This is a genomic window from Rahnella aquatilis CIP 78.65 = ATCC 33071 (assembly GCF_000241955.1).
GTDB lineage: Bacteria > Pseudomonadota > Gammaproteobacteria > Enterobacterales > Enterobacteriaceae > Rahnella > Rahnella aquatilis.
Window position 1 is genome coordinate 4,565,477 of sequence record NC_016818.1, and the last position, 11,997, is coordinate 4,577,473.

An 11,997-nucleotide genomic window follows, 5' to 3' on the forward strand; every position below is an offset into this window, starting at 1 on the left:
CAGGGAGAACAAGATGACTGCCCGTACAGAACGTCTGAAAGCTGCACTTTTCGCCAGCCCGCGTGAGATCTCGCTGGAACGGGCCCTGCTGTATACTGAAAGTTACCGCAGCACAGAAGGCGAACCCACGCTTTTGCGCCGCGCGAAAGCCACGGCCTACATTCTGGATAATGTTGAGATTGCCCTGCGTGAGGACGAACTGATTGCCGGCAACCGTACAGTTAAACCGCGTGCGGGGATCATCTCGCCTGAAATGGACCCCTACTGGCTGCTGAAAGAGCTGGACACGTTTTCCACCCGCCCGCAGGACCGTTTCAACATTTCTGAGCAGGACAAACAGATTTACCGCGGGCAGCTTTTCCCTTACTGGGAATCGCATTCGATGAAAGATTTCATCAACAGCCAGATGCCGGAAGAGGTGAAAGCGGCCACCCAAACGCAGATTTTCAGTATCAACCAGACTGATAAAGGTCAGGGGCACATCATTATCGATTATCCCCGCCTGCTGAATTCTGGCCTGGATAAGGTAGTGTCAGCGCTTCAGCAGCACGTTGCCGGTACGCCTGATAATGTCTTTTATCAGGCAGCGCTGATGACACTGCAGGCAGCACAGCGGCATATTTTGCGCTACGCCGCGCTGGCAGAAGCGTTAGCAGAAGCCTGTCAGGATGAAACCAGAAAACAGGAACTGGCGCGTATTGCCTGCATTTCGCGTCATATTTCGGCCAACAGGCCACAAGATTTCTATCAGGCCTGTCAGCTGTTCTGGTACATGAATATCATTTTGCAGATTGAATCCAACGCCAGTTCTTTGTCGCTCGGGCGCTTCGATCAATACATGCTGCCGTTCTATCAGCATTCTCTTTCGCACGGCGAATCACCGGCGTTTCTTCAAGAGTTGCTGGAAAGCCTGTGGGTAAAATGCAATGACATCGTGCTGCTGCGCTCGACCGCCAGCGCACGTTACTTCGCCGGATTCCCGACGGGTTACACCATTTTACTCGGTGGCCTGACCGATACCGGCCGCAGCGCCGTCAATGTCCTGTCGTTTTTGTGTCTGGATGCCTATCAGCGTGTTTGCCTGCCACAGCCCAACCTTGGCGTGCGGGTCAATGAACTGATCGACCGCCCGTTCCTGCTGAAAACCGCCGAAACGATCCGTCTTGGCACCGGTATTCCGCAAATATTCAATGATGAAGTGGTGGTTCCGGCGTTTCTCAATCGCGGCGTAAATCTCGAGGATGCGCGGGATTATGCGGTAGTAGGCTGCGTCGAATTATCCATTCCTGGCAAAACCTACGGGCTGCACGATATCGCCATGTTTAACCTGCTAAAAGTCATGGAGCTGACGCTGCATGAAAACGAGGGCAACGCGGCGATAACGTACCCTGAACTGGTACAACAAATCCGGCAGAAAATCAGCCATTACGTCAGGCTGATGGCACAGGGCAGCAATATCTGTGATATCGGCCACCGCGACCGGGCACCGGTGCCGCTGCTGTCTTCGTTTATTGAAGGTTGTCTGGACAGCGGCAAAGACATCACCGCGGGCGGCGCCCGTTATAACTTTTCCGGTGTTCAGGGTATCGGCATCGCCAACCTCAGCGATTCTCTGCATGCGCTGAAAGGCATGGTGTTTGATCAGCAACGCCTGACCTTTGATGAATTACTGACTTCGCTGCGGGAGAATTTTGCCAGCGAAGAAGGTCGCGCCATTCGTGCCCGTCTGATACACCGCTTTGAGAAGTATGGTAATGACATTGATGAAGTCGATTTGATCAGTGCGGATTTGCTGCGTTTTTACTGTAAGGAAGTCGAGCAGTATCGCAATCCGCGCGGCGGTCAGTTTACGCCGGGTTCTTATACCGTTTCCGCACACGTACCTTTGGGTGCAGTAGTCGGCGCAACGCCGGATGGCCGTTTTGCCGGTGAACAACTGGCGGATGGCGGGCTTTCGCCGATGCTGGGACAGGACCATCAGGGGCCGACTGCGGTACTCAAATCCGTCAGTAAACTCGACAATATGTTGCTCTCCAACGGCACGCTGCTGAATGTGAAATTCACGCCATCGACGCTTGAAGGCCAGCAGGGGCTGAATAAACTGGCTGATTTCCTCGGCGCATTTACCCGCCTTAAATTGCAGCATATTCAGTTTAACGTGGTGAATGCCGAACAGCTTCTCGAAGCGCAAAAACGCCCGCAGGATTTTGCGGGGCTGGTCGTCAGGGTGGCGGGATACAGCGCATTCTTTGTTGAGCTGTCAAAGGAGATCCAGAATGACATCATTGGCCGTACCGCGCATCAGCTCTGAGTTGCGCATTCCGGTGATCAATGCGCCGGAAAGACAGGGGCGTATTTTCAACATTCAGCGTTTTTCTCTCAACGATGGCCAGGGTATCCGTACCCTGGTTTTCTTCAAAGGCTGCCTCCACCGCTGCCCGTGGTGCGCCAACCCTGAATCGATGTCGCCGCGCATTCAGATAATCAAACGTCAGGCAAAATGTCTGAACTGCCGCACCTGCCTGCAGGATCCCGTCGAATGCCCGAGCGGCGCAATGGAATACGTTGGCGAAGACATCACGGTGGCGGACTTAATGACGCGCCTGCTTAAAGATGAGATTTTTTTCCGCTCATCGGGTGGTGGTGTCACGCTTTCCGGCGGTGAAGTGCTGATGCAACACGCATTTGCCAGTGAGTTGCTTAAGGAGCTACAGGCATTAGGCATTTCGACGGCGATCGAAACAGCGGGCGATGCACCGCTGGATCACCTGCTGGCGCTCGCCGGTCACTGCGATCAGGTGTTGTATGACTTCAAGATAATGGATCCTGCTCAGGCAAGATCGGTTCTCAATATGAACCAGCCGAGAGTACTGCAAAATTTTACGGCGCTGGCCCGACGCGGCGTTAAGCTGCTCCCCCGCCTGCCGCTGATCCCGGGATTCACGTTAACGCTTGAAAATATCCAACACATTCTGGATTTCCTGCAGCCCTTCAACTTAACTGAAATCCATCTGCTGCCCTTCCACAAATACGGCGAAGCGAAATATCCGTTACTGGATAAAACGTATTCAATGCACAAGACAAAGGTGCCGGATGCCTCCGCTATTGCGCCGTTTTATGCGATGGCCGAAAAATACGGTTATAACGTGACGCTCGGTGGATAAACTTTTTAATCAGGGGAAACACACTATGTCGCTCAAACTGGTCGCCGTAACCGCCTGTATCAGCGGTGTGGCGCATACTTATATGGCGGCAGAAAAGCTGGAAAAACTGTGCCTCCACGAAAAATGGCCGGTGAAAGTCGAAACGCAGGGTGCGCTGGGCATCGAAAACGCACTCTCAGAAAACGACATTGCTCAGGCAGACATTGTTCTGTTAGTCACTGAAATTCAGCTGGAAAACAGCGAACGGTTTGCACATAACCGCTGCGTCCAGACCGGCATTCACACCTTTTTACGCACGCCGGAAAAAGTGATGGCAGCCGTAAAGAAACTCGCCACATCGCCTCAGGGAACGAAAATCGTTCTCCCCTGACGGTTACGACGCCCTGTTTTCACGATGACTGCGGTATTGCCGCCGGTATTCGCACGGAGAGCGCTCCGTGCTTTTCCTGAACTGGCGGATACCGCAAGGATGTTCAAACACCGGAATAAAAAGGGGGCACCGGAGTGCCCCAAACGTTTCAGCAACAACACAACGTAAATCGGGTCTGCGCTTCCTCAGGCCTTCTCAGCACGCAGACGTTTGGCGGCTTTCACCATGTTTTCCAGTGACTCACGGGTTTCCGGCCAGCCACGGGTTTTCAGGCCGCAGTCCGGGTTGACCCACAGGCGTTCTGCCGGAATACGATCCGCCGCTTTACGCAGCAGGTCTTCAATCCATTCCACGCTGGGTACATTCGGTGAGTGAATGTCATAGACGCCCGGCCCGATTTCGTTCGGGTATTCGAAATCTTTAAACGACTCCAGCAAGTCCATATCGGATCGTGAGGTTTCGATGGTGATCACATCCGCGTCCAGCGCGGCAATGGAATCCATGATGTCGTTGAACTCGCAGTAACACATGTGGGTGTGGATTTGCGTGTCGTCACGGGCAACCGCGGCATTCAGTTTGAACGCATCCACCGCCCAGCGCAGGTAGGCATTCCATTCCGACTGGCGCAGTGGCAGGCCTTCCCGCAGCGCCGGTTCGTCAATCTGGATAATACCGATACCGGCTTTTTCCAGATCTTCCACTTCGTCACGCAGTGCCAGCGCGATTTGTCGGGCGATGATTTCGCGGCTGACATCTTCACGCGGGAACGACCAGCAGAGAATAGTAAGCGGGCCGGTCAGCATGCCTTTCACCGGTTTTTCGGTCAGGGACTGCGCGTACTTCGCCCACTCCACGGTGATGGCTTGCGGACGGCTGACGTCGCCGATAATCACCGGCGGTTTTACGCAACGTGAACCGTAGCTTTGTACCCAGCCGTTTTGCGTAAACACAAAACCGTCCAGATGTTCGCCGAAGTATTCCACCATGTCGTTACGTTCAGCTTCACCGTGCACCAGCACGTCGATATCCAGACGTTCCTGTTCTCTGATGGCTTGCTTAATGTGTTCACTGATACCGGTACGGTATCTGGTGTTATCCAGACGGCCTTGTTTGAAGTCCAGACGCAGGCCGCGGATTTCCGTGGTTTGCGGGAATGAGCCGATGGTGGTTGTCGGCCATGCCGGCAGGTTGAAACGGGCACGCTGCGCTTTGGCGCGTTCGGTGTAAACATTCGGGCGCTCAATATCTGCGGCAGTGATCGCCGCCACACGTTTACCGACCGCCGGATTGTTCACACGGGCAGATTCACGGCGGGCGCGGATTGGCGCACTGTATTCCGCCAGTTTCTGTAGTGCCTGTGCAGTCGGATTGTTCAGCGCAGACGTCAGCAATGCCAGCTCGGCACATTTTTGCAGGGCGAAGGCGAACCAGCTTTTCACTTCCTCATCCAGACGGCTTTCGACGCTTAAGTCGATCGGGCTGTGCAGCAGTGAACAGGAGCTGCCGATCCAGACATTACGGCCTTCAACCAGTGGCTTCAGACGCTCAAACCAGGTGCTCAGATCCGCACGCCAGACATTGCGGCCATTGATCACCCCCAGAGAAATCAGCCAGTCTTTTGGCAGCGCGTTGATGACGGTTTGCAGATCGTCACGACCGGCGACGGCATCAATATGCAGCCCCTGAACCGGCAACTGGCGAAGTGTGTCGAGGTTATGCCCGACGCTGTCGAAGTAAGTGGTCAGCAGCAGTTTGGTTTTGCTCTGTTCCAGCGCGGTATAAGCCGGTTTGTACGCATCCAGCCATTGCTGCGGCAGTTCCAGCACCAGTGCCGGTTCGTCGATCTGCACCCATTGGATGTCGCGTTTTGCCAGTTCAGCCAGCAGTTGCTGATACACAGGCAGGATGTCGTTGAGCAGGGAAAGACGGTCAAACTGTTCACCTTTCACTTTACCGAGCCAGAGATAGGTCAGCGGGCCAAGCAGAACCGGTTTCACCTTGTGACCGAGCGCCAGCGCTTCGTCCACTTCTTCCAGCAGCTGTGTCCAGCTCAGTTTGAATTTCTGACCTTTGACGAACTCCGGCACCATGTAGTGGTAGTTGGTGTTAAACCATTTGGTCATTTCCGCCGCGGCAGCCGGTTTACCGGTCGGTGCACGGCCACGGCCAAGACGGAATAAGGTATCGAGGTCAACAGAGCCGTCGGCATTCTGATGACGTGCCGGTACGTTACCCAGCAGCAGGCTGGTGGTCAGTACGTGATCGTACCAGGCGAAATCACCCACCGGCACCCAATCCACGCCGGCTTCAGCTTGTTGTTTCCAGTGACGGGCACGCAGTTCGCGGCCGGTGGCCAGCAGTTCTTCCTGAGTGGAGTGCCCTGCCCAGTAGCTTTCTTGTGCTTTTTTAAGTTCACGACGCAGACCAACGCGTGGAAAACCCAGAGTGTGATTCAGTATCGTCATCTTTTTAATTCCTGTTTAGCCATCCAGATGTTTACACATCCATAATCCGCAGGTAGTGTATATTCCACAAGCGCAAATTATTCATGACACAGTGAAGGACTCTCATGATCGAACTGAAACACCTGCGAACGTTGCAAGCACTGCGCAACACCGGGTCACTGGCCGCAGCCGCCTCGCAGCTTCATCAGACCCAATCGGCCCTGTCGCACCAGTTCAGTGACCTTGAGCAACGTCTCGGTTTCAGATTGTTTGTGCGAAAAAGTCAGCCTCTGCGTTTTACCCCGCAGGGCGAAATCATGCTGAACCTGGCAGAACAGGTGCTGCCGCAAATTCAGCAGGCATTGCAGGCCTGCAATGAGCCGCACCAGACTTCACTGCGTATCGCGATTGAATGTCACAGTTGTATTCAGTGGCTGACCCCCGCGCTGGATAACTTCCATCAGAACTGGCCGCAGGTGATGATGGATTTCAAATCCGGCGTGACCTTCGACCCGCAGCCCGCGCTGCAACAGGGCGAGCTGGACATCGTATTAACCTCTGACATCCTGCCGCGCAGCGGTTTGCACTATTCGCCGATGTTCGATTTTGAAGTGCGTCTGGTGCTGGCACCGGATCATCCGCTGGCGACCAAAGCGGTCATCACGCCGGAAGATCTCAGTACGGAAACGCTGATGATTTATCCGGTGCAACGCCAGCGTCTGGATATCTGGCGACATTTCCTGCAACCGGCAGGCGTCAGCCCGTCACTGAAAAGTGTCGATAACACGTTGTTATTGATTCAGATGGTGTCGGCGAGAATGGGAATTGCGGCGTTACCCCACTGGGTCGTGGAGAGTTTTGAGCGCCAGGGTCTGGTGGTGACCAAAACCCTGGGCGATGGCTTATGGAGCCGGTTGTACGCCGCCGTGCGTGACGGCGAACAGCGTCAGCCTGTGACGGAAGCGTTTATTCGTTCGGCGCGGCAGCACGCGTGCGATCATCTGCCGTTTGTTCGCGACGCGGCACGACCCAACGCCGGTGTACCCACAGTGAGGACATAATCACAGCGGCACCGATGATAAAGCTCGGCCAGTGCGGCTGCTGTTGCCAGATCGCCAGATTCACCAGCAGCCCGGCCGGGACGTGAAAGTTGTTCATAATCCCCAACGTTCCCGCATCAACCTGCGTCGCCCCGTAGTTCCACATGAAGTATCCCAGCCCTGAAGCCCCGATCCCCAGCCACACCAGAATGCCCCACTGTAAATTCGTGGTCGGCAGTTTTTGCGGATTTCCCCACAGGAACCACGCCACCACTGCGCAAAGCAACGCCCCCAGATAGAACCAGGAAAACGCCGTATGTTGCGGCACCGGACGGGTTTCCATCAGACGTTTGTATCCCACCTGCCCGATGGCAAAACAGATATTCGCCGCCTGCACCAGCAGCAAACCGATGATGAAATGTTCGCTGATATGGTCGTAACGGATAATCGCCGCCCCGGCTACCGCCAGCAGCGCGCTGAGCGCATAGCCCATGCGGATTTTCCGCCCGCTGATCAGGTCATAAATCAGCGTGACATACAGCGGCGTCATGACCGTAAACAACAGGAATTCCGGTACCGACAGGTACAGATAAGCTTCGAAGCTGATGAGATACATGATCCCGAGCTGCATCGCCCCCACCGCCATATACAGCAAAATGGTGGTGAGCTGATGGCCTTTCCAGCGTAAAAACGGCAGGAAAACCAGCGCCGCCAGCCCTAAACGGACTAACACGGAGAACACGCTATCGACCTGTCCGGCCAGATACACGCCAATCAGGCTGAAGGAAAAGGCCCACAAAATGGTGGTGATGATGAGTAAAGGCACGGCAGATAAGCCCTGTTTGTCAGAGAAAAAGTGAAAGATGCACGATTGTAACGGAATGGGGAAAACCGCGACGGGTGAAGATGGTTTACCTTTGGTTAATTATAGAGCAAACGAGAGCAGCAGCACGCTTTGAGGGAATCGTGCGCTCAAATGACACGCCCGCCGCCGGGATGGCATACACTTAAACGATGACTGGAAATGGAGGATGACCTGATGAAATGTTTATATGGAATGCTCGCCGCGCTGCCATTGCTGTTTGCCGTGCAAACCGCCAGCGCCGCCGAAAAGGTGCCGAATCCTAACGATCCGCTGCTGACCAACCCGTCGCAACAGCGCATGCAACAACAACAGCAAAACAATCAGCAGATGCAAAAACGCCAGCAGGAGCAGGATTTGCGTAACAGTCAGCAACAGCAGCAACTCAAACTGAAGTCGCAAATCCAGAGCAATCAGCAGCGTTTGCAGATCCAGCAAAATAACCAGACGCTGAATCAGAAATTGAATCAGACGCCGTAATCCACATGTCAGTCAGGCGTGGTGAGTACCACGCCTGATACAGGATTTTACCGGCACGTTCTACACAAAGTCCGGCCCGATCACATCAATCTTATCGGTACAAATACAGTCCACGCCCCAGCCCAACAATTCACGCGCGCGCGCCGGATTGTTCACCGTGTACACCAGAATATGCAGCCCGGCGTCTTTAATCGCCCGGACGCGTTCTTCGTTCAATAACTTATGGTTGAGGTGCAGGGAAACACATTCCAGTTCGTCGGTCAGTGCTTTCCAGTCTTCATGCCATTCGTCGATCAGTAAGCCGCGAGGCAATTCCGGTGCGGCTTTTTTGGCGGCAACTAACGCATTGAATTCGAAAGAAGAAAGCAACGGCGGAACGGCCTGATCTTTCCACAATTCACGGGCAGCCAGCGCGACGTCGGTGCCGGTTTTCTCATCAGTTCCGGTGGTGGGTTTGATCTCGATATTCACCATCATATGATGACGCGCACAGCGTTCGGCCACCTGCGCCAGCAGCGGTAATTTCTCACCTTTAAAAGCGGCGCTGTACCAGTTACCGGCATCGAGCTTTTCGAGTTTTTCCCACGGCAATTCACCGGCCACGCCCCAGCCGTTGCTGGTGCGGTTCAGGGTATCGTCATGTAGCAGGAAGATTTCCCCGTCTTGCGCCAGTTTGGCGTCAAATTCGATCATGGTGTGACCGTATCTGGCGCCCGTATCGATGGCTGCCAGTGTATTTTCCGGTGCCAGTGCGCCGCCGCCACGGTGTGCCACAATGCGAGGATATGGCCAGGCTTTCATGTTCATTCCATCCGTAATCCGCTGTGAGTATCGAAAAAGTGTAACGCTTTCGCCGGGAAATCCAAGCGCAACAGCGAACCGGTTGTCGGGAATACTTCATGGGATAAACGCACCACGACACCGCTGTCCGCCAGTTTGCCGTGCGCCAGATTATCCGCGCCCAGCAGTTCCAGCGTATTCAATACCATCGGGATCCCCTTCTGCGAATCATCAGTCAGATGAATATGTTCAGGACGGATGCCCACTGTCAGTTCGCGACCTCCCCATTCCGGGCGTGGAACCGGCAACGGCAGTTCGAATCCGTCTTCCATTACCAGCGATGTACCGTCAGTGGTCAGCTGGCCCGGCAATAAATTCATGGCCGGAGAGCCGATAAAGCTGGCAACAAACAGACTTGCCGGACGGCGGTAAACCTCAGACGGCGTACCGATTTGTTCGGCAATGCCTTTGTTCATCACGATCACGCGTTCCGCCAGCGTCATGGCTTCGACCTGATCGTGCGTGACGTACAAACTGGTGGTACGCAGACGGCGGTGAAGCTGTTGCAGTTCGAGGCGCATCTGCACACGCAGCTTGGCGTCAAGATTGGACAGCGGTTCGTCGAACAGAAATACCGCCGGTTCACGCACGATAGCGCGCCCCATCGCCACGCGCTGACGCTGGCCACCGGAAAGCTCACGCGGTTTGCGTTTGAGTAGCGGGCCGAGCTCGAGAATGCGCGCCGCTTCTTCGACGCGGGCGAGGATCTGCGCCTTGCCGAAGCCGCGAATTTTCAGGCCATACGCCATGTTATCGAATACGCTCATATGCGGGTACAGCGCGTAGTTCTGAAACACCATCGCGATACCGCGATCTTTCGGTTCCAGCTCGGTGACGCGCTGGTCGTTAATATAAATATCACCGGAGGTGGTGCGCTCCAGCCCGGCGACCATGCGCAGCAGGGTGGATTTTCCACAGCCGGAAGGGCCGACCATCACGATGAATTCGCCGTCAGCGACGTCCAGATCAATGCTTTGGATAATCTGGTTTTTGCCGTCGTAGGATTTGGTCACTGCCTGTAATTTCAAATTTGCCATTTCAGTTTACTTCTCACTGTCTACCAGGCCGCGCACAAACCAGCGCTGCATCAGGAGCACCACCGCCAGCGGTGGCAATAAGGTCAGGATCATGGCCGCCATCACCTGATTCCATTGGGTCGAGCCGTCGCCGGAAGAAATCATGCTTTTAATCCCCGCCACCGCCGTGCCCATCGAGGCATCGCTGGTGATCAGGATCGGCCACAAATACTGGTTCCAGCCATAGATGAAGGTGATGACGAACAGCGCGGCAAGATTGGTTTTTGACAGCGGCAACACGATATCCCAGAAGAAGCGCATCGCGCCCGCACCGTCGATACGCGCCGCTTCCAGCAATTCATCGGGCAGGGTCATAAAGAACTGACGGAACAGGAAGGTCGCGGTAGCAGACGCCATCAGCGGCAGCGTCAGGCCGGTGTAGCTGTCGAGCATATGCAGATTGGCGATCACCTGCACGGTCGGGAAAATACGCACTTCCACCGGCAGCATCAGCGTCATAAAAATCAGCCAGAAAAACAGGTTACGCAGCGGGAAACGGAAATAGACAATGGCGTAGGCCGACAGCATTGATACCGAAATCTTACCGACGGTGATCACCATCGCCATGATGAAGCTATTAATCAGCATCCGCCCGAATGCCGGACTGCTGTTACCTGCGCCCTGCGTCCAGATGGTGCTGATGTTTTCCCATAAATGCGTGCCCGGGATCAGCGTCATCGGCACGTCAAAAATTTGTTTGTTGTCCAGCGAGGCTGCCACAAACGCGACGTACAACGGAAAGAGGATCACCAGCACGCCGAGCAGCAGCATGATGTGGCTGAAGATATCCAGCCCTCTGCGGTTTTCAATCATTGATAACGCACCTTACGCTCGACAAAGCGGAACTGAATGAACGTCAGGCCGCAAACCAGCAGCATCAGAATCACGGACTGCGCGGCAGAACTGGACAAGTCCAGACCGGAGAAACCTTCGCGGTACACTTTGTAAATCAGAGTGGTGGTCGCCTGCACCGGGCCACCGGCCGTCGCGGCATCAATGACCGGGAAGGTATCAAAGAAGGCGTACACCAGATTGACCACCAGCAGGAAGAAACTGACCGGTGAAATCAGCGGTAACACCAGATTGAAGAAACGGCGAACCGGGCCTGCACCATCGATAGCCGCCGCTTCCACCAGTGATTTAGGGATCGACTGCAACGCCGCCAGGAAGAACAGGAAGTTGTAGCTGACCTGCTTCCAGACCGATGCCAGCACCACCAGGAACATCGCCTGACCGCTGTTTTGCGCGTGGTTCCAGTTGTAGCCTATCGAGCCTAAGAAATGAGTAATCAGACCGAGACCGGGGCTGAACAGGAACATCCACAATACGGCGGCAACAGCGGGCGCAACGGCGTATGGCAGGATCATCAGCGTCTGATAAATCCGGCTGCCGCGCACAACATGATCGACCAGCGCCGCGAAAAACAGCGAAACCGCCAGCCCGATAAACGCCACCATAAAGCTGAATTTCAACGTGGTGTAGAAAGAATCGAGATAGTACGAGTCCTGAAAAAGCTGCGTGAAGTTAGTCAGCCCGGCAAACGTACTCGACAAGCCGAACGGATCCAGCGTCTGCACCGAATACCACAGCGCCTGACCCGCAGGCCACAGGAAAAATATCGCGGTGATCAGCAGTTGCGGCAGCACCAGCGCGTAGGGCAACCAGCTGCAACCAAAACCGGGACGGTGTGAACTCATGATGGATTACTCGTTAATGCAATG

At 54.9% G+C, this 11,997-nt stretch carries 11 protein-coding genes and 1 pseudogene; 5 read left to right on the plus strand and 7 right to left on the minus strand.

Going from position 1 to position 11,997, the window contains the following annotated elements; all coding sequences use genetic code 11:
* Nucleotides 1-13: 13 nt before the first annotated feature.
* The 3 genes from RAHAQ2_RS20650 to RAHAQ2_RS20660 are packed head-to-tail and all read left to right on the plus strand — an operon-like array spanning nucleotide 14 to nucleotide 3,534.
* Entirely contained in the window at nucleotides 14-2,311 is a 2,298-nt protein-coding gene (locus RAHAQ2_RS20650) for a formate C-acetyltransferase (RefSeq protein WP_015699069.1), read from the plus strand.
* Entirely contained in the window at nucleotides 2,277-3,164 is an 888-nt protein-coding gene (locus RAHAQ2_RS20655; RefSeq protein ID WP_015699070.1) for a [formate-C-acetyltransferase]-activating enzyme, read from the plus strand. Before RAHAQ2_RS20650 ends, RAHAQ2_RS20655 begins: the two co-directional genes overlap by 35 nt.
* 25 nt (nucleotides 3,165-3,189) lie before the next feature.
* The gene (locus RAHAQ2_RS20660) at nucleotides 3,190-3,534 is read left to right on the plus strand and encodes a PTS fructose-like transporter subunit IIB (RefSeq protein ID WP_015699071.1); all 345 of its coding nucleotides are present in this window, start codon (nucleotides 3,190-3,192) and stop codon (nucleotides 3,532-3,534) included.
* A gap of 3 nt (nucleotides 3,535-3,537) precedes the next feature.
* On the opposite strand, the pseudogene RAHAQ2_RS26250 reads toward RAHAQ2_RS20660, so the two are convergent.
* Both RAHAQ2_RS26250 and metE read right to left on the minus strand, forming a co-directional pair.
* Nucleotides 3,538-3,636 (minus strand): annotated as a pseudogene (locus RAHAQ2_RS26250) (AraC family transcriptional regulator); the annotation flags it as partial.
* 83 nt (nucleotides 3,637-3,719) lie between these two features.
* Nucleotides 3,720-5,999, minus strand: coding sequence for a 5-methyltetrahydropteroyltriglutamate--homocysteine S-methyltransferase (gene metE / locus RAHAQ2_RS20665; protein ID WP_015699072.1), 2,280 nt, complete (start codon nucleotides 5,997-5,999; stop codon nucleotides 3,720-3,722).
* Between the two features lie 104 nt (nucleotides 6,000-6,103).
* Between metE and metR the strand changes: the two genes are divergently transcribed.
* The gene (metR, locus tag RAHAQ2_RS25200) at nucleotides 6,104-7,039 is read left to right on the plus strand and encodes an HTH-type transcriptional regulator MetR (RefSeq protein ID WP_015699073.1); all 936 of its coding nucleotides are present in this window, start codon (nucleotides 6,104-6,106) and stop codon (nucleotides 7,037-7,039) included.
* On the opposite strand, the gene RAHAQ2_RS20680 is transcribed toward metR, so the two are convergent.
* The gene (locus RAHAQ2_RS20680) at nucleotides 6,945-7,844 is read right to left on the minus strand and encodes a carboxylate/amino acid/amine transporter (RefSeq protein ID WP_015699074.1); all 900 of its coding nucleotides are present in this window, start codon (nucleotides 7,842-7,844) and stop codon (nucleotides 6,945-6,947) included. The two genes, metR and RAHAQ2_RS20680, sit on opposite strands and share 95 nt — an antisense overlap.
* A gap of 213 nt (nucleotides 7,845-8,057) precedes the next feature.
* Here RAHAQ2_RS20680 and RAHAQ2_RS20685 point away from each other — a divergent pair, with 213 nt between their 5' ends.
* Nucleotides 8,058-8,360, plus strand: a complete 303-nt coding sequence (locus RAHAQ2_RS20685) for a DUF2756 domain-containing protein (protein ID WP_015699075.1) — start codon at nucleotides 8,058-8,060, stop codon at nucleotides 8,358-8,360.
* 60 nt (nucleotides 8,361-8,420) lie between these two features.
* On the opposite strand, the gene ugpQ is transcribed toward RAHAQ2_RS20685, so the two are convergent.
* From ugpQ to ugpA, 4 genes are read right to left on the minus strand one after another with little or no spacing between them, the layout of a single operon-like run.
* Complete coding sequence (gene ugpQ / locus RAHAQ2_RS20690) at nucleotides 8,421-9,161, minus strand: glycerophosphodiester phosphodiesterase (RefSeq protein WP_015699076.1); 741 nt, start codon at nucleotides 9,159-9,161, stop codon at nucleotides 8,421-8,423.
* Between the two features lie 2 nt (nucleotides 9,162-9,163).
* The gene (locus RAHAQ2_RS20695) at nucleotides 9,164-10,237 is read right to left on the minus strand and encodes a sn-glycerol-3-phosphate import ATP-binding protein UgpC (RefSeq protein ID WP_015699077.1); all 1,074 of its coding nucleotides are present in this window, start codon (nucleotides 10,235-10,237) and stop codon (nucleotides 9,164-9,166) included.
* Between the two features lie 6 nt (nucleotides 10,238-10,243).
* Entirely contained in the window at nucleotides 10,244-11,089 is an 846-nt protein-coding gene (ugpE, locus tag RAHAQ2_RS20700) for a sn-glycerol-3-phosphate ABC transporter permease UgpE (RefSeq protein ID WP_015699078.1), read from the minus strand.
* Nucleotides 11,086-11,973, minus strand: a complete 888-nt coding sequence (gene ugpA / locus RAHAQ2_RS20705; protein WP_015699079.1) for a sn-glycerol-3-phosphate ABC transporter permease UgpA — start codon at nucleotides 11,971-11,973, stop codon at nucleotides 11,086-11,088. Before ugpA ends, ugpE begins: the two co-directional genes overlap by 4 nt.
* Between the last annotated feature and the right edge of the window lie 24 nt (nucleotides 11,974-11,997).